Here is a 21303-nt window from a genome sequence, read left to right on the forward strand (position 1 = left end):
TTCGGCGTGACACGGGCACGAGGAAGCCGTCGGGCACGGCCTAAATGCGCAACTGAGAGAGAACGGACAGGTCCGGAGGCGCGCGGCACACCGTCCCGGCCGCCTTGGCCCCGGAGACGACCGCTTCGTGCGCGGCGGAATCCCGCGGCGCCGGCGACCGGCCAGGCGGCAGGAGCTTCACGACGTCGAGGCTCGCGGCCGAACAGTGCTGCATCGCCATGCCCTCGCACGCCGCGCCCTCGGCACTGATCGTCGTCGCCCTCACCGGAGCGGCAGGGCTCCCCGACATCGACATGCCGTACGTCATCACGTGTGCCGCCGACGCGGAGGCAGGGCCGGTCGCCACACCGGCCGACTCGTGGTGGATCAGTACGGCGAGTGCCGCGAGGAGGGCGATGACGGCAGCGCGCGTCCAGCGGACGACGCCGTGCGAGGCACGGGTCCGCGGGGCGCGGGCTCCCGGTGCTGTCATCACTTCCCTCTGCGTGTTCGATGGACGACCGCTCGCCAATATACCCGTAGGGGGTAATCCGCTCTCGCGGAACGGTCCGACTCGGAAGCCGCCGAGAGGCGTCCTGAACGCGCCTCCACCTCCGCACGTACTAAGGACATCAGTAGATAGAGGGCGACCGCCGATCGATGGAGAGGGCCGTAATGGGAAGTCCCGCCATGACCTGGACGCTGGCGGCGGTGGCCGCGCTCGTGGCTGTCGTGAGCGCGGCCAGACTGGCCGCGGCCGACAGCAGGGAGGCCCGGTTCGCGGCCGGCGGCGACGTCGTGATGGCCGGCGGCATGGCCGCGATGTTCCTGCCCGCGACCGCCGCCAGTTTCGGGGACCACAGCCTGTGGTGGGTGACGGGGTTCGCCGCCGTCGGCCTCGGCGGCGTGGCTCTCTCCGTGCGCCACGCCCGCGTGCACGGCTGGCGGCACGGCCGCCGCTGGACGCACCACGTCATCGGCAGTGCCGCCATGGTCATCATGACGCTCGCCATGCCGGGCACCGACTCCGGGCCCGTCCTCGCTCTGGGCGGCCACTCGATGGCCGGCATGGGGCACGGGCACGGATCCACCGGGGCCGCCTCCTCCGGCCACGAGATGGCGGGTATGGCCGGGGCCATGGACGGCATGGACGGCATGGACGGCATGGCGCACTCGGAGATGACCGCCCACGACATGACGACCGGCGCCGGCGAGAGCGCCGCGGCCGGTGGTTCGGCTTCCGTGTGGCGTGCCGTGCTGATCGCCCTGGCCCTGTACTTCCTGCTCTCGGTCGTCGCGTCCGTGTGGGCGCGGCTCCGCGGCACCGACCGGCGGGTGGGCACCGGCCGCGGATCGGGCCGAAGCCGTTGGGCGCGGCGGCTGCTCGCCCTGCCCGACGCGATCGTGGTGTTCGTGGCGTCCCTGGCCCTCTCCGTCTGGGACAGGGCCCGGTCGGGCCCGAGCAGGCGCAGGGCCCATGCGGCTGGGGGCGACCGGAGTCGGCGGCGGCCGCCGGGCACGTCGCCGGGGGCGGCCCTGACGGCGCACATCGGCATGGGCGGCACGATGTGCGCGATGCTCGTGATGATGGCCGCCTGAGCGCCGCGGTGTCCGGCTGATCAGTGGCCCCCGCTCGACGTCACGGCCAGGCGCTCCTCGAACGTCCTGCCTCCGTCCTTCGACTCGAACACGCCGGTCCCCGTGGCGGCGAGGACGTGCTCGGCGGCGACAGCGGTGAGCGCCTGCGGCCGGCCGCCCGGCACGTCGGAGACCTTCGTCCAGGTGGTGCCGCCATCGGCACTGCGGTGCAGGCCACCGGACAGGTCGATGCCGTAGAGAGCGGTCTTCGTGCTCCAGGAGAGGAAGGCCAGCACGGGCCTCTGTCCCTGGGCGAAGGTCTTCCCGCCGTCGCTGCTGCGGGCGACGCCCTCCTCCGTGGTGGCCACGACCACACCGCGGTCCGCGGGGCTGACCGCGATGTCCAGGGCTTGGAGCCGCGCCCCGTCCTTCCATGAGGCGCCGTCCTCGGTGGTGCGGACCAGGCCGTTGGTGGAGTCGTAGCCGTAGATCGTGCCGTGGGCGAACTCCAGGGCGTGGAAGTCGGATTCGCCGGTCAGGGACAGGGACGTCCAGGTCCTGCCCGCGTCGGTGCTCCTGATGAGCCCCTTGTTGCCGCCGGAGGTGGGGTGTCCGCCGGCGTAGAAGGTCCTGTCGCCTGCCACGGTGAACCCCATGAAGTCGTCCTTGCTGTCACCCACCAGTTCGGGCTCGCCGTGGGCGTCGGGGGTGTAGACGCCTTCGTGGGTGGCGACGTAGAGGCGCTGGTCGGCGGGGTCCAGACCGAGGCCGTGGATGTGACTCACCGTCGGGCCGGCTGCGGACTCGGCCGTCGGGTCCTCGGCGCCGCCGTTGGAGCAGGCGGCCAGGGCGAGGGTGAGAGCGAGTGCGGTGGCTGCGACGGTGGCAGGGTGCTTGTGCATGATTCCTCGGGAGAGTCCGGGTCACCGGGTGGGTCACCGGATCGGCGACGGCCGACCGCGGTCGTGACGGCATGGGAGACGACCGCCCAGGGCCCCTCGGTGTGCGCCTCGGAGCCCTGGGCGGTCTGGGGGTGATGCGGGTCAGATCCGGTCGAGGATCTTCCGGAACTTCTCGACCTCGGCGCTCTGGGTCTTCACGACCGCGGCGGCGAGCTTCTTGGCCTCGGCGTCACGGCCGTTCTTCTGCTCGTCCTGCGCCATGGTGATCGCACCCTCGTGGTGCTCGACCATCATCTCCGCGAACATCCGGTCGAACTCGGTGCCCTTGGCGGCCTTGAGTTTCTGCATGTCCTCGTCGGACATCATCCCGGACATCCCCGCCATGTCCTCCATGCCGCCGGAGCCGTGGTCCATGCCGGGCATGCCCGTCTCGGCGGACTCCGGCTTGCCCCAGGCCTTCAGCCAGGACTTCATGGTCGCGATCTCGGGGTCCTGGGCCTTCTCGATGTCCGCGGCCAGCGTCTTGACCTCCGCGTCGGAGGCACGGCCGTTCGCGAGCTCGGCCATCTCCAGGGCCTGCTCGTGGTGCGGGATCATCATCTGCGCGAACGTCACGTCCGCGTCGTTGAAGGCGCCGGGCGTCCGGTTCCCGCCCGCTGTCGGGGTGGACGCGGCGGAGGCGGAGCTGCCGCTCCCGTGGTCCATGCCCTCCATGTCGTCCCCGCCGCAGGCGGCGAGCAGCAGCCCGCCCGCGGCGGCGATGCTCACGATGGCCGTGCGGCGGCGAAGTCGGCGGCGCAGGGCAGGGGTGTAGACGGTCATGTGCGGATTACCTCGCTCGTTCAGGTCTGTCAGTGGATACGGCGGCACACGCGATGCGCGCGGGCAGGACGCAGCCCGCGCTGGGCGGGCCCGCCTATATGCGCAGGACTGACAGCTGAGCGAGGAGAGGTCTGGGAGGGGGCGGGAGGGGAGGCAGCACGGCCATCGCTCGGGCGAGCAGAGCCGTCAGCCGTTCCTTCCGGCGAGCCACGGCACGCAGGAACAACCAGAGCAGCCATCCGGTGAGCACCGCCAGGCACACGGACAGCACGTCCATGCCGGTCATGGGCCCGTATGCGGTGGGTGCGGTCGGTGAGACCGCTCCATGGTCCGCCTCCGCCATCGGATCGGCGGAGGTCCGGGCCTCGGCGGCCCCACGGCCCATGTCGCCCTGATGCGTGCCGAGCACGGCATGCGATGTGCCGACTGTGACCGGGCCGGAGGAATGCTCCGGGTGACCCATGGTGTGCATGGCGAAGACGCCGAAGGTGAGCGCGGCAACCAGCAGGAGGTACCCGAGGGCTCCTCCCACACGCAGCCGACTGCTCACACGCACCATGCGGGACATACTACTAAGCCGCTTCCGAGAACGGCGACCGGCTTGACGAGGTGTCTCCCCGTGCGCCGGTCGCAGAGCACGGGGCCCTCTCACGTGTCCCTCGGCCCGTCAGCGCGCGAGGGGTCCGCCCAGCACGTCCAGGACGGTCCCGCCGAGCAGTCCGAGGGCGACGGATCCGGCGGCCGCCCCGTACGCGACGACGGCAGCGGATCTCGACGTCGCGACCGGACCGCCCCCGTCCGCGTATGCGAGGAACGCCGGGGCGATCCAGCGCAGGTAATAGAACAGGGAGGCAACCGTGTTGACGGCCGCCACGACTGCGAGCCATGCGTAGCCACCGTCGAACGCCGCGCTGAAGGCTTCCAGTTTGCCGAGGAAGACGGCGGTCGGGGGCGTGCCCACCAGGCCCAGCAGGCAGACGACGAGTGAGGCCAGCAGCGCCGGGTGCGCCCGTGCCAGGCCCCGGTAGTCGTCGATGGTGCGGGCTCCGGGGAGCGCGCAGACCACGGCGAAGGCCCCGAGGTTCGTCACCGCGTACCCGGCCAGGTAGTACAGCAGCGCCTCCTGGTCGAGGTCGGTGCGTCCGACGACGGCCACCGGGAGCAGGAGGTAGCCGACCTGACTGACAGTGGAGTACGCGAGCAGCCGTCTGACGTCCTGCTGGAAGAAGGCCGCCAGGTTGCCCAAGGTCATCGAGGCGACCGAGAGCACCGCCAGCAGCTCGGCCCACGGCAGGCCGGCGTCCGCGAGCGGCACGGCGGCGAGCCGGTGGAACGCCGCCAGCGCGCCGATCTTGGGGATGGTGGTGAGGAAGGCGGCGACCGGTGCCGAGCTGCCCTGAACCGCGTCCGGGACCCAGAAGTGACCGGGCACGGCCCCGGCCTTGAACAGGATGCCGGCGAGCAGGGCGAGTGTGCCGACCGCGACCAGTCCCTGCGGCGCCCCGTCGAGTTCGGTGCGCAGCATCGGGTACGACGTGACCCGCCCCGCGGCGAGGAGGACCGTGATGCCGGCGAGCATCACCACTCCGAGGAGAGCGCCGACGACGTAGTACTTCAGCGCCGCCTCGGTGCCGGGGCCGTCCTTGCGGAACCCGGCGAGCGCGTAGGCGGGCACGCTGGCGAGCAGGTAACCGGCCGCGAGGAGGAGCAGGTCCTGGGCTCCGGCCATCATCAGGGCGCCGGCGGAGGCGAGTTGGAGCAGGACGTAGAACTCCGTCTCGCGCGGGTCGGCGTACAGGCGCGGCATGGCGAGGGCGAGGACCAGCAGGGTGGCGCCGAGGATGAGGATCCGGCTGGTGGCGGTGAGCGTGTCCAGGGCGAAGGACGCGCCGAAGGCCGTCTCCACGGGCTGGGCCGCGGCGATCGCGGCGGCCACGATCCCCACCGCACAGGCCGTGCCCGCCAGGGCGCCCGTCAGCCACTGGCGCCGGCGCGGCAGCCAGGCGCCGAGCAGCAGCCCGAGCACGGCCGAGGCGGCGAGCAGGACCTCGGGCAGGAGGTCGAGGGGGTTCTCGTTCATGCCGGTCATCTCGTTCATCGCGCCAGCAGCTCCAGCAGGGTGCGCGAGGCGGGCTCGATCACGTCGAGGACGAACCGGGGAGCGAGGCCGAGGACCACGCCCAGGAACAGCAGGGGAACAATCGCGAGCCCCTCATGGAGACGGATGTCCGGGAAGGGCCGGTCGGTGCCCGGTGCGGCGACCGGCAGGCGCAGCGGCCCGAGGAAGACCTGTTGCAGGGCCCGCAGGAACAGGCCGGCGGTGAGCAGGATCCCGAGCACGGCAAGGCCGGTGGCCACGGGCTCCGGTCCCAGGCTCCCGGTGAGGATCTGGAACTCGGCGATGAAGCCGGAGAAGCCCGGCAGCCCGAGGGAGGCGAAGGCGGCGACGCCGGTCAGTGCGGCGAAGACGGGCGCCCGCGCGGCCACGCCGGAGTACGCGGACATGTCGTACGTGCGTCCGCGCTCGTAGAGCACACCGGACAGCAGGAACAGCGCGCCGGTCAGCAGCCCGTGACTGACCATCTGGAAGACCGAGCCGGTGAGGGCCAGACGCCGGGCCTCCTCCTGGTTCGCGCCGACGGCCCCGGCCGCGCCGATGGCCAGGACGATGTAGCCCATGTGGTTGACCGAGGTGTACGCGACCATGCGCTTGAGATCGGTCTGCGCGAGGGCGACCAGCGCGCCGTAGAGCACGGAGACCACACCGACGACCACGAAGACGAGGGCGTAGCGGCGCCAGGCGTCGGGCAGCACCGGCATCGCGATGCGCAGGAACCCGTACGTCCCCATCTTCAGCAGCACTCCGGCGAGGATCGCGGACCCGGCGGCCGGGGCGTCGGTGTGCGCCGGCGGCAGCCAGGTGTGGAACGGCACGGTCGGGGTCTTCACCGCCAGCCCGACGGCGACGGCCAGCAGGACGAGAGCGCCGTACGTCGTGCGCCCGGCCAGGGGGTCGGTGTTCGTCAGCTCGACGATGTCGAAGGTGTGCGGATCGGCGGCAAGGTACAGGCCGATGAAGCCGAGCAGCAGGGCGAGGGAGCCGATGAAGGTGTAGAGGAAGAACTTGAGCGCCGCTCGGGCGGCACCCTTGTGTCCCCATCCGGCGATGATGAAGTACATCGCCACGATGGACAGGTCGAAGAAGACGAAGAACAGGATCAGGTCCAGGGCGACGAACAGGCCCAGGCAGATGGTCTGGAGGAAAAGGAACAGGGCCGCGAACTCCCTGGGCCGTCGGGTCTCGCGCCACGCGTACGCGGCGCAGGCGAGGAACAGCACGCACGTGACGGCCACCAGGGGCAGGGACAGGCCGTCGACTCCGACGTGGTAGCTGATGCCCGCGCTGGGGATCCAGCGGGCCCGCGTCTCGTACTGGATGCCGCCGTCCGTCCGGTAGCCCGCCCAGACGATCACCGTCAGGACCAGTTCGGCGGCGGCGGTCGCCGCCCAGGCCGTCAGGAACAGCGTGCGGGGCGCGCTGCGGGGCACGCACAGGAGGAGGGCCGCCATGGCGGTCGGGAGCAGGACGATGGCCGTGAGCACGGCGGTCACCTCACGAGGACGAGGACGACGGCGAGGACGGTGAAGGCGGCGACCGCCTGAGCGAGGTACTGGTGCACCTGCCCGGTCTGCGGCCGCCGCGCGAGGCTGCCCAGCACCCGGGCACCGCCCGCCACGGCCTCCACGGCGCCGTCGACGAGCCGCTCCACCCGGGCGTTGGTCCACTGAGCCAGCCGGACCGAGCCGCGCGCGGTGCCCTCGACGGCACGGTCCAGTACCCGGTCGTCGAAGGCCGCGAGCGCGTCGGCGAGGCGCAGCACCGGACGTACGAGGAGCGTGCGCGCCGCGGCCTCCAGGTGGAGCCATTGCGACGCCGAGGCGGTCAGCCGGCCGGGCAGAGCACGGAGTTGGGGACCTCTGACCCACACCACGGCCGAGACGACGACCGCGAGCGCGCCGGACAGAGCGAACTCCCATACGTGCGGGCTCACTTGCGCCTCGTCGCCGAGGACTCTCCCGACCGCGTCGCGCACGGGCGGGAAGGACGTGACCGTCAGCGCGGCGCAGGCGAGGGCCAGGGTCACCAGCGGCAGCCGTGTGGCGTACGGCATCGATTCCTCCTGGGCGGCCGGTTCGGGAGCGGGCTGCCAGACGAACCAGAGGGCCTTGGCGCTGTACATGGCGGAGATCACCGCGCCGGCCAGCCCGACGAGGTACAGCGCCGTGCTGTCCTCCAGGGCCCCGGCGAGGAGTACGTCCTTCGCCGCCCACAACGCGAGAGGGGGCACTCCGGCCAGCGCCAGGGCGGCGACGCTGAAGGTGATCCCGGCCGTACGGTGGCGCCGGGCCGCACCGCGCAGGGCGGGCAGCGCCTTGGAGCCGAGGGCCGTGAGCCAGGCGCCCGCGACGAGGAAGGCGAGGCTCTTCGCGGCGGCGTGCGCGATGAGTTGCAGGGTTCCGCCGGTGAGCGCGCCGGACCCGGCGGCGAGCACCATGAAGCCGATCTGCGCACAGGTGGAGGCGGCGAGCAGTTGCTTGAGGTCGGTCTGGGCGACGGCGACCAGGCCGAGCAGCACCGCGGTCACCGCTCCCGTCCACGCCACCAGGGGCCCGCCCCATCCGGACTGTGCGAGCAGTGGCTCCAGCCGCAGCAGCAGATACGCCCCGGCCACGACCATGGTCGCTGAGTGCAGCAGTGCGGAGACCGGGCTCGGGCCCTGCATGGCTCTGGACAGCCAGAAGCTGAAGGGCAGTTGGGCCGACTTGCCGAGGGCGGCCGCGATGACTCCGGCGGTGATGAGCGCCGACCACGCGCCGGTCGCGTCGGGGAGTTCGTCCAGGGCGAGGGAGCCCACCTGCCCGCTCGCGAGCGCCGCTCCGGCGGCGAGATAGAGGCCGAGGTCGGCGGTGCGGGTGGTGAGGAAGGCCGTGTCGGCGGCGTCCGCACGCTCCGGGTCCTGCCACCAGTAGCCGATCAGCGCCCAGGAGGTGGCGCCCATCACCTCCCAGGCCATCAGCAGGACCGGCAGCGTGGTCGCGGTGACCGTCGTGAGCATCGCACCGGCGAACAGCAGCATCAGCCCGAAGAAGCGGGCGCGTGCTTCGCCGGGCCCGATGTCCGCGACGCCGAACAGGAGGACGGCCGCGGTCACCGCCGTGACGGTCACGGCCATGAGGCCCGACAGTCCGTCGACCGCGAGCCCGGCGGGCAGCCCGTCGAGCAGCGGTGCCTGGACCCGAGGGTGCTCGAACGCCGCCGCGACGGCGAGTCCGAGGGCGGCGACGGCCGTACCGACCGCGGCGGCGGGGGCGTACCGGTCCGCCGGGCGGCCCGCGACCGCGAGCAGCGTCCCCACGGTCAGCGGCAGCGCGACGAGGGCCCACAGCAGGGCGCTCACTCCTTCAACTCCGCCGCCATGTCGGTCATGTCGACCTCGCGGGATCGGAACAGCGCGGTCACCACGGCGAACCCGACGGCCATCTCCACCGCCATGACGGTGACGGCCAGGACGACCAGCACCTGCCCGTCGGCGGCGTCCGGGGCGATGTAGTGCCAGACGGCCGCGGCGCCGACGATGATGCCGCCCAGCATCAGTTCCAGCCCCATCATCAGCATCACGATCGACTGCTGGGTGAGCGCGCCGAACAGGCCGATGCTGAACAGCGCGGCGGCGAGCAACAGGAACAGCTCAAGGCTCATCGGCCCGTCCCTCCCCGTACCGCGTCGTCGGCGGTCCGCGCCTTCAGGTCGTCGCCGAAGCGGTCGTAGCGGCCCCGGCGGGTGGCCAGGACGACGGTCGCGACGATGGTGGCGAACAGGGCCAGGCCCAGGGTCATCATGGTGAGCATCTGCGAGCCCATCAGCGACAGGCCGAGGTCCATGGTCGGATCGGACGACGGTGTGCCGCGCCGGGACGGCCACGGGGCGAGCAGGATCCCGGCGGCCAGGACGGCGAAGACCGCCCCGCAGATCACCGCCGCGCCCTTCTTGTTGTGCACCATGGTCATCGGCATGAGACCGGCCGGGTTCATCATGTACATCACCATGAAGACGGCCATGATGGCCATCTCGATGGTCATCATCAGCACGATCACGACGCCGAGGTAGTCGAGCCCGAGCAGCAGCACCTCGCCGCCGACACAGAGCAGCGAGGTCAGCAGGGCGTACGTGGCGCGCGCCATGGAGTCGAACCGGAACACCATGACTCCGGCGGCCACGGCGACCAGGGCCAAAGCCCAGAAGATCACTTCGTCAAGCATGGCCTCTCGCTTATCGGTTGAGGACGACCACGGCCACGAACAGCGCCTGGAGCAGCGTGACCGGGACCAGAACCATCCAGGCCACTTCCATGTACCGCTCCATCCGCAGGACGGGCACGGCCCGGCGCCCGGCCACCAGCAGAGCCAGGACGGCGGCCGTCTTGATCAGCGTCCACGCCCAGCCGGGCAACAACGGGCCGTGTCCGCCGCCGAGGAACAGCGGCACGCTGAATCCGGCGGTCACCACCAGCAGCAGCCGGCGCCCGCCCAGGAACACCAGCCGGTCCACGCCCGCGAGTTCGGCGGCCGCACCGCCGGCCGCGTCCCGGGACACCGGGTGGTCGAAGGGTCCCCAGAAGGCCATGGCGAGCGCGCTCAGCAGATAGACGACGAACGCGGCCGGCATCCACACCACGAACCACAGCCCGTCCTGGGCCGCGACCACCTCCCCCACCCGCAGGGACTCGGCTCCGAGGGCCGCCGTGGTGATCGCGAACATGTGCGGCAGCTCGTACGCCAGCCCCTGAGCCAGGAACCGGTACCCGCCGATCAGCGACAGCGCCGAGTTCGGCCCCCAGCCCGCCATCCACACCGCCGCCCAGGCCAGTGCCTCCATCGCGTTGAACCACACGACGCCGACGGACGGATCGCTCACGGCACGAAATCCCCACGGCAGCACGGCGCCCGCGAGCACCGCCGCCACCGGGACCAGCACCACACCCAGCCGTCCGAGCAGCCGGTCGGCGGCCGTCGTACGACGAGGCTGCTGAACGAGCAGCCGCAGGGCTTCCCGCAAGGGGGCCAGCGCCCGCGCCCCGGCCTCCCGGACGCTCCCGGCAGGACCACGCTCGGCCGCCCCGGACAGCACCGCGTCGCACCCGGCCGCGACCACGGCCGCCACCGCCAGGGCGAGGGGCAGGACGAGGGCCGCCCACAGGGGCGCTGCGTCAGGCATGGCGTCAGGCATGGGCCGCTCCGGACACGGGGGCGAGGGCGAGTTCGTCGAGGTCGGGGTCGAGACTGGCCACGATGATCCGGGCGCAGGCGAACTCGGCACCGGTCAGCAGGTCGGGGAGGACGTCGAGCAGCGCCCGCGACGGCGGCCGCGGTCCGTCCAGCCGGCCACGCGGGCCGGTCCGCTCGTCCGGCGCCAACGGCCGCGTGTCGCCGAGCTCTTCGAGACCGCGCTCGGCCTCGCTCAGCCAGCTCAGCAGCCGGTCGTGCGCGTCCCCGTCCGCGGCGAGCGCCGGTCCGGTCACTCCGGCCGCCCGCGCCCGGTCCGCCGGCAACTCCCCCAGTCCTGCGATCGACCAGCGCAGGGGCCGGGACCGTTCGACCCTGCGCACCGACCGGCGCAGTTCGCCGCCGATCGCCTCACGGGACGCCCCCGACAGCACCTCGTCCCGCAGCCGACGGCACCGCGCCGCGACGTCGTCCCAGCCGACGACGGCGAGGAGCCGTCCCGCACTGTCCAGATGCGCGGCACAACGCCGACGCGCCGCCCGGCCCCTGCTGACCTCCTCGCCCTGCGCGGCCCGCAGCCACGGCTCGTCCCAGAACGGCAGCCGAGGGCCGGGCGGTACGGGGAGGTGTGCCACCTCGACCTCCTGTACGACGTCTCCCTGCAGGGTGAGCCGGAGGACGAGCCCCGCCGGCCAGTCGCTCAGCGCGGGACCGAGCGGGACGTGCAGCCGGTCGAGCCTCAGCTCGTCCCGGTCGTCGCCCCTCTCCGCCATCGGAAGGCCTGCCACCTCGCCCATGGCGTGCATGTCGTGACCCATGTGATCCATGTGATCCATGTGACCGCCATGGCCTTCGTGCTCTGCATGGTCCATGTGGTCCATGTGGTCCATGTGCGGCGAGTGGTCGGCGGGTTGGGGATGATCGTAGTCCTCGTGGGATGCCCGGGTCGACGAGCCGTCGTGGTGCGTGCCGTGCCCGTGACCGTGCCCCTGGTGATCGCCGTGCTCGGGACCGACGTGCGCGTTCGCCACTCCGGCCCCGCGCGGAGTCGTCGTCCTGCCGATCAGGTCCCTCGCTCCCATGTCCAGGGCGTCGACCACCTGCCCGCCCTCACCCGACCCGACGCGCAGGGCAGGCTCCGGCATCGACCGCTCGATGCGGTCCAGCCACTCCGCGTCGTCCGGTGTCGGGGCGCCGCAGACGAGCAGCAGATCCGCGGCGGCCGGTGCCCCCACGACGGGCCAGCCCCGTCGACGCAGCTCCGCCTCGGCCTCCAGCCGGAGTTCGGTGGCTCCCGGCAGCGCGACCGGCAGCACCGCCGGTCGGCTCATCGCCGTACGCCGAAGAGCGCCTCTCAGGTCCACCGCAGGGCCCCCTCGCGCCAGGCGTATGCGACGGCCGTGAACAGAATGCCGAGGAAGAGGAACATCTCCACCACCGCCGGAGTACCCACGTCCGAAACGACCTTCACCCACGGGTACATGAAGAGCATCTCCATGTCGAAGGCCAGGAAGATCATGGTGACCGGGTACCAGCGCACGTGAAACCGGGAGACGGCGTGTTCACCCGGCTCGAGGCCGCCCGCGAAGGGACCGGTTTCCAGGGGGGCTCGCTGTGCCGCCAGCCACAGGCCCAGCCCGTACAGAGCGGCCAGCCCCGCGCCGACCACACCGAGAAGGACCAGCATCGGCTGCCATACGTCCATCCCGCCCGACCTCCGTTCTCGGCATCGTGACCAATGCGTACCCCCAGGGGGTATCATCATTCTTCTCTCTTGGGAAGGAGCGGCACATGGTTCAGAAGGTGTACGACGTGCAGGGCATGACGTGTGCTCACTGCGTTCAGGCCGTCAGCTCCGAGCTCGGCGGCCTGCCCGGGGTCAAGGACGTGCAGGTGGACCTGGGGTCGGGCAAGGTCACGGTGATGAGCGAGGAGCCGCTGGACTCCGCCGCGGTGGCCGCCGCGGTCGACGAGGCCGGCTACGAACTCGTGGGCGGCGAGGCGCGGTGACCCCGCGGGTGGAACTGCCACCGCGGAGAAGTGACGCAGGCGAGGAAGAAGCCGGCCCCGCGAAGGACGAACACACCCGCTGAGCGCAAGGGCAGAACCCGGCAGGGGCGGGGCACCGTGCGGTGTCCCGCCCCTGGGGCGAGGGCCCGGTGGGTCAGACGGTCGCGGCGAGCGGCTCGGAAGCCGGCTGCGCCCCGAGTCGGCCGGTGCGGTGCAGGCCGTGCACCGCGGCCGCGCACGCGAGGCCCAGGGCGGCCAGCGTGATCCACGGCAGCGCGGGAAGGCCGGCCGTGCGGGCGGTGTCGAGTGCGGCGCCGGTGCCGAGGTTCCCGACGGTGATGCCGATGCCGCAGATCGTGTTGTACAGCCCGTAGTGGGTGGCGACGAGTCGGTCACCGGAGAGCCGGACGATGGTGTCCATCTCGAACGGGTAGGCGATCATCGTGCCGACGGCCAGCAGTAGGGCGGCGAGCGCCGGGGGAAGCGCCGCGAGCAGCCACAGCCCGATCCCGGACCCCGGTACGGGTACGGCGGTGGCGAGCAGCAGGGGCACGAACGCCAGGCCCATGGCCGCCAGTCCCCGGGTCAGCGCCTGCCCGGGCTCGTACCGTGCCCTGCACCAGGCCGTCACCCGCGTCTGGCCGAGGATCGTGGCCAGCCCGGACACGGCGAAGAGCATCGCCACCGCCGCCGTGCCGAACTCCCCGTCGCCGCCGAGCCTGCGCACCTCCAGCGGCAGGGCCAGGTAGACCTGGAAAGACAGGACGTAGGAACCGATCATGGCGACGGAGAACAACAGGAACGGCCGGTTGGCCAGGATGCCACGCCATTGGGCGAGCACTCCCGGATCGCCGTCGCTCCCGCGCGGCTTGGCGTCCTCGGCCCGCCGGGAGGGCAGCGCGCGGATCTGAACGACACTCAGCAGGGCGAAGATCCCCGCCGCCACCAGGCAGGTGACGCGAAAGTCGACCCCGGTCAGGACCATGCCGACAAGCGGGCCCAGCAGGATGCCTGCTTGGTAGAACACGTTGAACAGGGCAAACGCCTCGACTCTCCGCTCCCCCGCATCGGCTGCCAGGTACGCCCGTACGGCCGGGTTGAACAGTGCCCCGGCCAGTCCGGTGGCCGCCGATGCGGCGAGCAGCGCGGGCAGCGAGTCCACCAGCCCGAGCGTCGCGAAGCCGACCGTGCGCAGCACACAGCCGGCGACGATCATCGGCTTGTAGCCGATCCGGTCGGCGAGTGTCCCGCCGACCAGGAACATGCCCTGCTGGCTGAAGTTCCGTACGCCGAGGACGAGTCCGACGATCCACCCGGCCAGCCCCAGTGTTCCGGAGAGGTGAGCGGCCAGATACGGCATCAGCATGTAGAAGCCCAGGTTGATGGTGAACTGATTCACCATCAGCAGTTGGACACTGCGCTCGTACGACCGGACCTGGGTCAACAGCCCCGTCACCGGCCCTCCTCGGGTTCGGCCGCGACCGGTGCGGCGTCCTTGGCGCCCCGCAGAACGAGGGGGTCGACCACAGTGGTGCACCGGGTCCAGCGGGTGACCTCCTTCTCGTCGAGGCGGCCGATCAGTTCCGGTTCGGGCGCCGGCGGGGAGCCCAGCAGGCCATGGGCGGCGCAGTAGTCGTCGTCGTAGACCGTCCCCAGGTAACGCTGCGGGCCGTCGGGAAAGACGGCGACGACACGTGCGTCGGCCGGCATGGTCCGGGCCAGCCAGCCCGCCACCAGCGCGACCGCGCCGACGCTCCATCCGCCGGTGGCGTAGTGGGACGCGGCCAGTTGGCGGCAGGTCCACACCGCCTCGGCCGGGGCCACCCAGTGCACCTCCGAGAAGTTGTCGTAGGCGACGTTGCGGGGGTAGATGCTGGAGCCGAGTCCGCGCATCAGGCGGGGGCGGGCGGGCTGGCCGAAGATCGTCGAACCGGGCGTGTCCACGCCGACGACGGTCAGCTCCGGGTAGAGCTGGCGCAGCACCCGGGAGACGCCCGCGGAGTGTCCGCCGGTGCCGACGCTGCACACCAGCACGTCGATGTGGCCCAGCTCGGAGGCGAGTTCGAGGGCCAGGGGGGTGTAGGCGGCGACGTTGTCGGGGTTGTTGTACTGGTCCGGGCACCAGGAGTCGGGGTGCTGCTCCAGCAGCCGCTGCACGCGGTCGCGACGGGCCTGCTGCCAGCCCCCCGTGGGATGTGGTTCGGAGACGACGTTGACCTGGGCGCCGTAGGCCGTCAGCAGGCGCGTCATGGACAGTTCCAGCCCCGGGTCGGTGACCAGGGTGACCGGATGGCCGTACACCATCCCGGCCAGGGCGAGTCCCAGTCCCAGGGTGCCGCTGGTGGACTCGATGATCCGTCCGCCGGGCCGCAGGTCGCCGCGGGCCCGGGCCCGCTCCACCATGTGCAGGCCGGGACGATCCTTGATGCCACCGGGATTGAACCCTTCGAGCTTGGCCCAGAAGCCACGTCCGGCGGGGGCCAGCGGCTCCGAGACCCGCAGCAGCGGGGTGTTGCCCACCAGCCCGGAGAGGGCGGACCGGCTCGGGGGGACCGCGGCCTTGGTCAATGACTGCATGTCTGTGTGTTCACTCTCGCTCGATGAATACCGGGTACGGGTTCATCTCGCGTGCGCTCGCCCTGAGGCGGACGAAGGTCCGCGTCAGGGCCGTGGGCACGCGGCAGCCGCGAAGTCGGCCGGCTGCGAACGAGTGGTCTAGATGCGCCACCGCGACGTCTGGACGAGCGCCGCGCGGCCCGTGCGCACACTGCAACGCCGTCGGCGTTCCTGCCGTACGAGGGGCCGCCCCTGCCACGAGGACACGGCAAGGACGGCGACGACGGCCGGTGCGCCGAGGGGGAGTTCCTCACCCGGCTGGGCCGCGCTGCGTACGATCACGTCCGCCGCGCAGTCGTCAGCCCCATGGGGTGCGTGAGGCCCCTGAGGATCGTCTCCCGCAGCCACCGCGGAGAACCCGGCCGGCGCGGACACCGGCATGTTCGTCGGCTCGGACAGGCCGTGCATGACGGCACAGAGAATGAGCGCCATCGCGAAGGCGGAGCGGATCACCGAGACCCATCGGTGCCGTGCGGATGAGTCGTACGGGGCCCATGAGGTGTGCGCGGGCGTACGGAAGTGTGTCGGCACAGGTCCTCGGAAAGGGGTGGGGGCAGGACGGTTTCGACGAACGTGACGACCCATCATGAGCAGGCGTCAGGACGCTCGTCGTGCGATGTCGGCCGAACCGGTGACAGTCGGAGGGGCCAGGTGGAGGAGCCCTGCTCCTAGACCTGCCGGACCACGGAAGCGGCTCTCAGGGCCGCGGCGGAGGCACCGTCCGCGGACCTGCCGACAGCGGACCCGCGCACATGTGCTGCCTCGTTGGAATCGGTCGATTCGCGAACCTTCGCTGCAAAGCAGGGCCCCATGAGAGGGGAACCCTGCTGCGGCTGTCCGGATGCGCAGTGTTCACCGGGGTGCGAAGCGTCATGGCTGCCATGACGCTCGTCGGCGCCGGCGGACAACCGCTCGGGCTCGCCGACCGCGCGGTGAACGTCCTCGGTGTTCAGTGCGGCAGGGGTGGTCACGCTGGTGGAGAAGTGTCCTGGGGCGCTCTCCACGTGGATGCCGCGCGTCATGAGGAAGGCGAACAGGAGGACGGCCAAGGCCGGCACACGCACCGACGGACCCGCACCGGAGCGGGTCCTGACGATGCGCCAGGGCAACCAAGCCGTAACCATGCCGTGATCCTAGCGGCCCGTCAGCAGTGATCGAACACCAGCTGCGCAACACTGCGACAACTCGCCGAACTTATGGCTTGTTTGCTTCGGCGAGTGTGCCACCACGGCCGCTCCACATGGGGCTCATGGAAGACACCGGCCACCAGGCGGTCGGCGACTGCACTCGGCCGGGCCCGGAAGCGTCATCCGCCGCCGGGCGTCACTTGACGTGCCGGGCCGGCCGGGTGGCGAGGTGCAGCAACTGCTCCAGGGGGCCGCGCCGGAAGTGGCGCATCCACGCGGTCGCCAGCAGCATCGCGGCCGTGATGAAGGCGAGCAGTACAGGGAGCGCGGACAGCGTCTCGCCCTCGACCGCTGGCACGTACCAGACGCTGGTCAACAGCCAGAGGGCGACGATGTGCGCGACGTAGACGGTCAGCGCCATCATGCCGACCGTCGACAGGGGTGTTGCCGACCGGGCGAGCCGCGGCATCCCGCCGGCCAGCGCCAGGCACCCGGCCACCACTACGAGCGCGACGCCCGTGTTGCCGAGAATGGAGAAGGTCGTCTGGCTGTGCGGAGCGGCCACCAGGAGCCACGACAGGGGTGTGCCGTCCTCGGGAGAGCCGACGGTGTCGGACCACCAGGCCGACGAGGCCGAACCGCCGTCCGTGGCGGCGGCGATCCCGGCCACGGCGTGGGGGGCGAGGCGCAGGGCCAGCCAGGAGCCGCCGTAGCCGAGGACGGCGAGGGCGCCGCCGGTGAGGACGAGACGGAGGTGGATCGTGGGGCGGGTGACGTCGAGCCGGGCGACCGCCATGCCCGCGATCAGGAAGGGCGCCCAGGTGAGGACCGGGTACGCGCCGGTGAACAGGAGGTCGACCAGGCCGTCCGTGCCGGTGACCCGGGCCAGCGGGTCATGGGCGATCACCTGGTCCGCCCACGTGCCCTCCTCGCTCGACTTCCTGATGACGTGGAGGACCTGGGGGAGCACGAGTGCGCCGCCGGCCGCGACGAGTGCGAGCGTGGCGGCGCGGAGCCGGTACAGCGGGAGCACGGCCAGAAAGAGCAGGCCGTAGGCGCTGAGGATCACGTCGACCTCGGTGTCCAGGGCGGTCAGGACGTACCCGAGCACGAGGAGGACGACCGCCCGGATCACGATCCTCGCCACCGCCTGCCGGCCGGCGCGGCCGGTCCGGGGCAGCGGCCGTCCGGTGATGATGATCAGTGAGATCCCGGCGAGGACGGCGAAGAGGGCCGAGGAACGCCCCCGTGCGGTCTCCAGCAGGAAACCCATCGGTCCGCCGACGGTGACGTCCGGGCCGACATGGGCGGAGTACATGCCGAACACCGCGAGGCCGCGGGCCAGGTCGATGCCGATCAGCCGACCGCTGAAGGCGGCGGTCACGGAGGCAGCGACCGTCATCTGCCCGGATGTCGCGGCGGCCGGGAAGGCGTCAGGTGTCATGCCTTCAGGGTTCGCCGGCCGCGGACCGCTCTCCCACCCGGCGACTGTCCGAAGCCACCCGGCCGACCGGACGGAACCGCACCGGCCACCCGACCGGTCCTTGCCGACGACCGGCCGGACCCGGAGCGCGGTCCGCCCCACGCGCCCCCTTCGACGTGGTACCCATCAACCGGCGGGCAAGCGAAGAGCGGAGCGCATGTGATCCGGGTACTGGTGGTCGACGACGAAGCCCTCGTCCGCACGGGCTTCACCCACATCCTCAACGCCGCGGACGACATCCAGGCCGTCGCAGCGGTCCCCGGCGGCCAAGCGGTCGCGTCCGTACGGGAACTGCGTCCCGATGTCGTCCTGCTCGACATCCGGATGCCCGACGTGGACGGACTGACCATCCTGGCCGAGCTGCGCCGGACCCCGGACTGCCCGGTGGTGGCCATGCTGACGACCTTCGACACCGACGAGTACGTCGAGGCAGCACTGCGCTCCGGCGCCGCCGGCTTCCTTCTCAAAGACACCGACCCCCAGCAACTGCCGTATCTGATCCGCACCTTGGCCGAGGGCGGAACCGTGCTGTCGTCGCAGGTCACCCGCGCGGTCGTGGACGGCTACCTGAGCCAGGCCGTCCACGAACCCCACGCCGCCCGGCTCGTCGACCAGCTGAGCCGGCGCGAGCGCGGCGTCCTCCTGCTGATGGCCGAAGGGCTCTCCAACACCGACATCGGCGACCGGATGCATCTGAGCACCGGCACCGTGAAAGGCCATGTCAGCGCCGTGTTCGAGAAGTTGGGCGTCGACAATCGCGTCCAGGCCGCGCTGATCGCCGAACGCTCGGGCCTGCTCAGGCCGCCCGAGGACGGGGGAGCACGATGACACCTCGTCGGCCATCCCCGCTTCTGCTGGACCTGGCGCTGATCGGCGTCGCGCTACTGGATCTGCGGGTCAACGTCGACGCCGAGGACCATCTCCCCTTCGGCTACGGCTTCCTCGCCGCCCTGGCCCTCGCCCTGCGCCGCCGCCTGCCCCTGCCGACCTTCGCTCTCACGCTCCCCGCCGCCCTGGTCGGCGACGCGGTCTTCGCCACCATGGCCGCGCTCTACACCCTCTCCTCGCTCAACCGGCACCGCTCCCTGCTCGCCGTCTGCGCTCTGGCGTTCGCCGTCTGCGACTTCATGCCCTGGCCCTGGACCGACGTGCACGTCGGGGAACTCTCCGAGTCCTCCAGTCTGATTCACCTCACCTACACCCTCGCCACGGCCGCCGCGCCGGTGTTCCTCGGGCAGCTGGTCCAGGCCCGGCGCGAGCTCTCGCTTCGCCTCGACGAGATATCCGAAGCTCGAGAGCAGGAACAACTTCTGGCCGGGCAGGCCGAGTTGGCGAAGGAACGTGCCCAACTCGCCCGTGAGATGCACGATGTCGTCTCCCACAAGGTCAGCCTCATCGCCGTCCAGGCGGGGGCTCTCCAGGTCGGCAACCCGGACGCCGACGCGAGGGCCGCCGCTGCCACGATCCGCGGACTCAGCGTGCAGACCCTGGAGGAACTGCGGCACATGGTCGGCGTCCTGCGCGCCTCCGGCAGTCGTCCCACCGAGCTCACCCCGCAGCCCTCACTGGCGGACCTGGAGCAGCTGATCGGTACGAGCGGCATCGAGGCCGACCTGGAGACGCACCTGCCGGACGGGGTTCCACCCACGCTCCAGCGGGCCGTCTACCGCACCGTCCAGGAAGCTCTGACCAACGTCCGCAAGCACGCCCCCGGCGCCACCGCGAGCGTCCGCCTCCACCACCGCGACGGGGCTCTGTGCACCACCGTCACCAACACCGCGCCGACCCGCCCCGCACTCCCCCTGCCCGGCGCCCACCACGGCCTCGTCGGCCTCCGCCAGCGAGCCGAGCTGCTCGGTGGCACGATCACCTCCGGACCGACGGCCGACGGCGGCTACGAACTCCGCCTGGAACTGCCGACCTACGACTCGCCCTGGCCACAACCATCGTGAGGTGCCTCAGAGAGCAGGGGCGGAGTCCTGCCCGCGCCGGGGGCCGCGCCGAAGTGCATGCGGAGCCTGCCGCGGGCCATGGTCAACCCTCGAAGCGGTAGCCCATGCCGGGCTCGGTGATGAGGTAGCGGGGGTGGGAGGGGTCCGCTTCCAGTTTTCGGCGCAGTTGGGCCATGTAGACCCGCAGGTAGTTGGTCTTGTTGCTCTGGGTGACGCCCCAGACCTCCTGGAGGAGGTGTTTCTGCGTGATCAGTCGTCCCGGGCTGGTCACCAGGATCTCCAGCAGGTGCCACTCGGTGGGGGTCAGGCGTACGTCCCGGCCCTCCCGGTGCAGCTTCTTCGCCAGCAGGTCGATGGTGAAGTCCGCCGTCTCGACGAGCGTCACCCCGGTGGCGAGCGGGGACTCCTCGGTGCGCCGGACGGCGGCCCGCAGCCGGGCAAGGAGCTCTTCCATGCTGAACGGCTTGGTGACGTAGTCGTCGGCGCCGGCGTCCAGGGCGGCGACCTTCTCGTCGGAGCCCTGGCGGGCGGAGAGCACCAGGATCGGCACCCGGGTCCAGCCTCTGAGCCCTTTGATGACCTCGACGCCGTCCATGTCGGGCAGCCCCAGGTCGAGCATCACGACATCGGGCTGCCGAGCAGCCGCCAGTCTCAGCGCGGTGGCACCGTCGGGGGCCGCGTCGACCCCGTACCGGCGTGCCTGGAGATTGATGATGAGGGCCCGTACGAGCTGCGGGTCGTCCTCCACCACCAGCACCCGTGTCATCGGCGTGCGCCTTCCTGTCGTACGTCGTCGTGACGTACCTGCTTCCTGACTGCGGGAGTCGGCGCACCCGGTCGTCCCGGGCCGCCGACTCCCCGTGGGGCGGGTGACGCCATCAGCTCTTGGCGGTGAGGGCCTTGAGCGCGATGTTGAGCTCCAGGACGTTCACCCGGGGTTCGCCGATGAAGCCGAGCGTGCGGCCCTCGACGTGCTCGTCGACCAGCTTCTGCACCTGCGCGACGGACAGGCCGTTCCTCTCCGCGATGCGGTGGACCTGGAGGTCCGCGTAGGCCGGGGAGATGTCCGGATCGAGGCCCGAGCCGGAGGAGGTGACCGCGTCGGCGGGGACCTGGGAGGCCCTGACGGTGTAGCCGGGCACCGAGTTGTCCTTGATCACGGCCGCTCGGGCGTCCTTGACCTGCTGGATCAGGTCCTTGTTGTCCGCGGACAGGTTGGTGGCACCGGACAGGATCAGCTTGTACCGCGTGTTGACGCTGTTGGTGCCGAGCCCGTTCTGCGGGCGGCCCTGGAACCACTTGAGATCGGGTTCGGGGGTCGTCCGGCCCTTCTTCAGCGGCAAGCTGTACGACTGCCCGATCAGCGACGACCCGACGACCCTGCCGTCCGCCGTGACCTGAGAGCCGTTCGCCTTGTCGTGGAACAGGGCCTGGGCCACGCCGGTGACGGCGAGCGGGTAGATGACGCCGGTCACCAGGGTCAGCACCAGCAGGGCCCGGAGTCCCGCCCACAGCAACCGGCCGGTGTTCGATACGGAGTTGTTCATGGC

At 71.5% G+C, this 21303-nt stretch carries 23 protein-coding genes; 4 read left to right on the top strand and 19 right to left on the bottom strand.

The window, feature by feature from the left end:
• Window positions 1-40: 40 nt before the first annotated feature.
• Window positions 41-472 carry a DUF6153 family protein gene (locus ACFULQ_RS13455; protein ID WP_383542414.1) on the bottom strand — a complete coding sequence of 144 codons (432 nt, stop codon included), beginning with the start codon at window positions 470-472 and terminating at the stop codon, window positions 41-43.
• 182 nt (window positions 473-654) lie between these two features.
• Between ACFULQ_RS13455 and ACFULQ_RS13460 the strand changes: the two genes are divergently transcribed.
• Entirely contained in the window at window positions 655-1578 is a 924-nt protein-coding gene (locus ACFULQ_RS13460) for a DUF5134 domain-containing protein (protein WP_383542417.1), read from the top strand.
• A gap of 20 nt (window positions 1579-1598) precedes the next feature.
• Here ACFULQ_RS13460 and ACFULQ_RS13465 read toward each other — a convergent pair whose 3' ends face one another.
• The 11 genes from ACFULQ_RS13465 to ACFULQ_RS13515 form a co-directional block, all read right to left on the bottom strand.
• Entirely contained in the window at window positions 1599-2459 is an 861-nt protein-coding gene (locus ACFULQ_RS13465; protein ID WP_383542420.1) for a F510_1955 family glycosylhydrolase, read from the bottom strand.
• Between the two features lie 141 nt (window positions 2460-2600).
• The gene (locus ACFULQ_RS13470; protein ID WP_383542423.1) at window positions 2601-3281 is read right to left on the bottom strand and encodes a DUF305 domain-containing protein; all 681 of its coding nucleotides are present in this window, start codon (window positions 3279-3281) and stop codon (window positions 2601-2603) included.
• Between the two features lie 94 nt (window positions 3282-3375).
• Window positions 3376-3840 carry a hypothetical protein gene (locus tag ACFULQ_RS13475; protein ID WP_383542426.1) on the bottom strand — a complete coding sequence of 155 codons (465 nt, stop codon included), beginning with the start codon at window positions 3838-3840 and terminating at the stop codon, window positions 3376-3378.
• A 108-nt stretch (window positions 3841-3948) separates the two neighbouring features.
• Window positions 3949-5370 carry an NADH-quinone oxidoreductase subunit N gene (locus ACFULQ_RS13480; RefSeq protein WP_383542501.1) on the bottom strand — a complete coding sequence of 474 codons (1422 nt, stop codon included), beginning with the start codon at window positions 5368-5370 and terminating at the stop codon, window positions 3949-3951.
• 5 nt (window positions 5371-5375) lie between these two features.
• Window positions 5376-6884: a NuoM family protein gene (locus ACFULQ_RS13485; protein ID WP_383542429.1), complete on the bottom strand. Its 1509-nt coding sequence runs from the start codon at window positions 6882-6884 to the stop codon at window positions 5376-5378.
• A gap of 5 nt (window positions 6885-6889) precedes the next feature.
• Window positions 6890-8740, bottom strand: a complete 1851-nt coding sequence (locus tag ACFULQ_RS13490; protein WP_383542431.1) for an NADH-quinone oxidoreductase subunit L — start codon at window positions 8738-8740, stop codon at window positions 6890-6892.
• The gene (nuoK, locus tag ACFULQ_RS13495) at window positions 8737-9042 is read right to left on the bottom strand and encodes an NADH-quinone oxidoreductase subunit NuoK (protein WP_383542433.1); all 306 of its coding nucleotides are present in this window, start codon (window positions 9040-9042) and stop codon (window positions 8737-8739) included. Before nuoK ends, ACFULQ_RS13490 begins: the two co-directional genes overlap by 4 nt.
• Complete coding sequence (locus tag ACFULQ_RS13500) at window positions 9039-9602, bottom strand: NADH-quinone oxidoreductase subunit J (protein WP_383542434.1); 564 nt, start codon at window positions 9600-9602, stop codon at window positions 9039-9041. Before ACFULQ_RS13500 ends, nuoK begins: the two co-directional genes overlap by 4 nt.
• Window positions 9603-9612: 10 nt before the next feature.
• Window positions 9613-10557: an NADH-quinone oxidoreductase subunit H gene (locus ACFULQ_RS13505; protein ID WP_383542437.1), complete on the bottom strand. Its 945-nt coding sequence runs from the start codon at window positions 10555-10557 to the stop codon at window positions 9613-9615.
• 4 nt (window positions 10558-10561) lie between these two features.
• A complete protein-coding gene (locus ACFULQ_RS13510) occupies window positions 10562-11896 on the bottom strand; it encodes a hypothetical protein (RefSeq protein WP_383542440.1) in 1335 nt (444 codons plus the stop codon).
• A 23-nt stretch (window positions 11897-11919) separates the two neighbouring features.
• Window positions 11920-12270, bottom strand: coding sequence for an NADH-quinone oxidoreductase subunit A (locus ACFULQ_RS13515; RefSeq protein WP_383542442.1), 351 nt, complete (start codon window positions 12268-12270; stop codon window positions 11920-11922).
• A gap of 86 nt (window positions 12271-12356) precedes the next feature.
• On the opposite strand from ACFULQ_RS13515, the gene ACFULQ_RS13520 reads away from it, so the two are divergent.
• A complete protein-coding gene (locus ACFULQ_RS13520; RefSeq protein WP_383542445.1) occupies window positions 12357-12575 on the top strand; it encodes a heavy-metal-associated domain-containing protein in 219 nt (72 codons plus the stop codon).
• A gap of 154 nt (window positions 12576-12729) precedes the next feature.
• On the opposite strand, the gene ACFULQ_RS13525 is transcribed toward ACFULQ_RS13520, so the two are convergent.
• The 5 genes from ACFULQ_RS13525 to ACFULQ_RS13545 form a co-directional block, all read right to left on the bottom strand.
• Window positions 12730-14031: an MFS transporter gene (locus ACFULQ_RS13525; protein ID WP_383542449.1), complete on the bottom strand. Its 1302-nt coding sequence runs from the start codon at window positions 14029-14031 to the stop codon at window positions 12730-12732.
• Window positions 14028-15152 (bottom strand): PLP-dependent cysteine synthase family protein, encoded by a 1125-nt coding sequence (locus ACFULQ_RS13530; RefSeq protein WP_383542452.1) that lies wholly within the window; start codon window positions 15150-15152, stop codon window positions 14028-14030. The genes ACFULQ_RS13525 and ACFULQ_RS13530 overlap by 4 nt, the downstream gene beginning before the upstream one ends.
• Before the next feature lie 138 nt (window positions 15153-15290).
• The gene (locus tag ACFULQ_RS13535; protein ID WP_383542454.1) at window positions 15291-15644 is read right to left on the bottom strand and encodes a hypothetical protein; all 354 of its coding nucleotides are present in this window, start codon (window positions 15642-15644) and stop codon (window positions 15291-15293) included.
• A 215-nt stretch (window positions 15645-15859) separates the two neighbouring features.
• The gene (locus tag ACFULQ_RS13540; RefSeq protein WP_383542456.1) at window positions 15860-16315 is read right to left on the bottom strand and encodes a hypothetical protein; all 456 of its coding nucleotides are present in this window, start codon (window positions 16313-16315) and stop codon (window positions 15860-15862) included.
• A 199-nt stretch (window positions 16316-16514) separates the two neighbouring features.
• Window positions 16515-17762: a DUF418 domain-containing protein gene (locus ACFULQ_RS13545; RefSeq protein WP_383542458.1), complete on the bottom strand. Its 1248-nt coding sequence runs from the start codon at window positions 17760-17762 to the stop codon at window positions 16515-16517.
• Between the two features lie 198 nt (window positions 17763-17960).
• On the opposite strand from ACFULQ_RS13545, the gene ACFULQ_RS13550 reads away from it, so the two are divergent.
• On the top strand, window positions 17961-18629 hold the full coding sequence (locus ACFULQ_RS13550; protein WP_383542461.1) for a response regulator: 669 nt from the start codon (window positions 17961-17963) through the stop codon (window positions 18627-18629).
• Window positions 18626-19753, top strand: a complete 1128-nt coding sequence (locus ACFULQ_RS13555; protein WP_383542464.1) for a sensor histidine kinase — start codon at window positions 18626-18628, stop codon at window positions 19751-19753. Before ACFULQ_RS13550 ends, ACFULQ_RS13555 begins: the two co-directional genes overlap by 4 nt.
• Before the next feature lie 82 nt (window positions 19754-19835).
• Here ACFULQ_RS13555 and ACFULQ_RS13560 read toward each other — a convergent pair whose 3' ends face one another.
• Window positions 19836-20519 (bottom strand): response regulator, encoded by a 684-nt coding sequence (locus ACFULQ_RS13560; protein WP_383542466.1) that lies wholly within the window; start codon window positions 20517-20519, stop codon window positions 19836-19838.
• Between the two features lie 112 nt (window positions 20520-20631).
• Window positions 20632-21300 (bottom strand): potassium-transporting ATPase subunit C, encoded by a 669-nt coding sequence (locus ACFULQ_RS13565; protein ID WP_383542469.1) that lies wholly within the window; start codon window positions 21298-21300, stop codon window positions 20632-20634.
• Window positions 21301-21303: the final 3 nt, after the last annotated feature.

Source organism: Streptomyces sp. NPDC057253 (assembly GCF_042669125.1).
In the GTDB taxonomy this organism is placed as follows: Bacteria; Actinomycetota; Actinomycetes; order Streptomycetales; family Streptomycetaceae; genus Streptomyces.

Excerpts from the sequence above, each read along its gene's own strand:
- ACFULQ_RS13530 (WP_383542452.1), bottom strand. The coding sequence starts at position 15,152 with ATGCAGTCATTGACCAAGGCCGCGGTCCCCCCGAGCCGGTCCGCCCTC.
- ACFULQ_RS13545 (WP_383542458.1), bottom strand. The coding sequence starts at position 17,762 with ATGACACCTGACGCCTTCCCGGCCGCCGCGACATCCGGGCAGATGACG.
- ACFULQ_RS13455 (WP_383542414.1), bottom strand. The coding sequence starts at position 472 with ATGACAGCACCGGGAGCCCGCGCCCCGCGGACCCGTGCCTCGCACGGC.
- ACFULQ_RS13460 (WP_383542417.1), top strand. The coding sequence starts at position 655 with ATGGGAAGTCCCGCCATGACCTGGACGCTGGCGGCGGTGGCCGCGCTC.
- ACFULQ_RS13480 (WP_383542501.1), bottom strand. The coding sequence starts at position 5,370 with ATGACCGGCATGAACGAGAACCCCCTCGACCTCCTGCCCGAGGTCCTG.
- ACFULQ_RS13500 (WP_383542434.1), bottom strand. The coding sequence starts at position 9,602 with ATGCTTGACGAAGTGATCTTCTGGGCTTTGGCCCTGGTCGCCGTGGCC.
- ACFULQ_RS13565 (WP_383542469.1), bottom strand. The coding sequence starts at position 21,300 with ATGAACAACTCCGTATCGAACACCGGCCGGTTGCTGTGGGCGGGACTC.
- ACFULQ_RS13465 (WP_383542420.1), bottom strand. The coding sequence starts at position 2,459 with ATGCACAAGCACCCTGCCACCGTCGCAGCCACCGCACTCGCTCTCACC.
- ACFULQ_RS13520 (WP_383542445.1), top strand. The coding sequence starts at position 12,357 with ATGGTTCAGAAGGTGTACGACGTGCAGGGCATGACGTGTGCTCACTGC.
- ACFULQ_RS13510 (WP_383542440.1), bottom strand. The coding sequence starts at position 11,896 with ATGAGCCGACCGGCGGTGCTGCCGGTCGCGCTGCCGGGAGCCACCGAA.
- nuoK (WP_383542433.1), bottom strand. The coding sequence starts at position 9,042 with ATGAGCCTTGAGCTGTTCCTGTTGCTCGCCGCCGCGCTGTTCAGCATC.
- ACFULQ_RS13505 (WP_383542437.1), bottom strand. The coding sequence starts at position 10,557 with ATGCCTGACGCAGCGCCCCTGTGGGCGGCCCTCGTCCTGCCCCTCGCC.
- ACFULQ_RS13540 (WP_383542456.1), bottom strand. The coding sequence starts at position 16,315 with ATGGTTACGGCTTGGTTGCCCTGGCGCATCGTCAGGACCCGCTCCGGT.
- ACFULQ_RS13560 (WP_383542466.1), bottom strand. The coding sequence starts at position 20,519 with ATGACACGGGTGCTGGTGGTGGAGGACGACCCGCAGCTCGTACGGGCC.
- ACFULQ_RS13555 (WP_383542464.1), top strand. The coding sequence starts at position 18,626 with ATGACACCTCGTCGGCCATCCCCGCTTCTGCTGGACCTGGCGCTGATC.
- ACFULQ_RS13515 (WP_383542442.1), bottom strand. The coding sequence starts at position 12,270 with ATGGACGTATGGCAGCCGATGCTGGTCCTTCTCGGTGTGGTCGGCGCG.
- ACFULQ_RS13470 (WP_383542423.1), bottom strand. The coding sequence starts at position 3,281 with ATGACCGTCTACACCCCTGCCCTGCGCCGCCGACTTCGCCGCCGCACG.
- ACFULQ_RS13475 (WP_383542426.1), bottom strand. The coding sequence starts at position 3,840 with ATGGTGCGTGTGAGCAGTCGGCTGCGTGTGGGAGGAGCCCTCGGGTAC.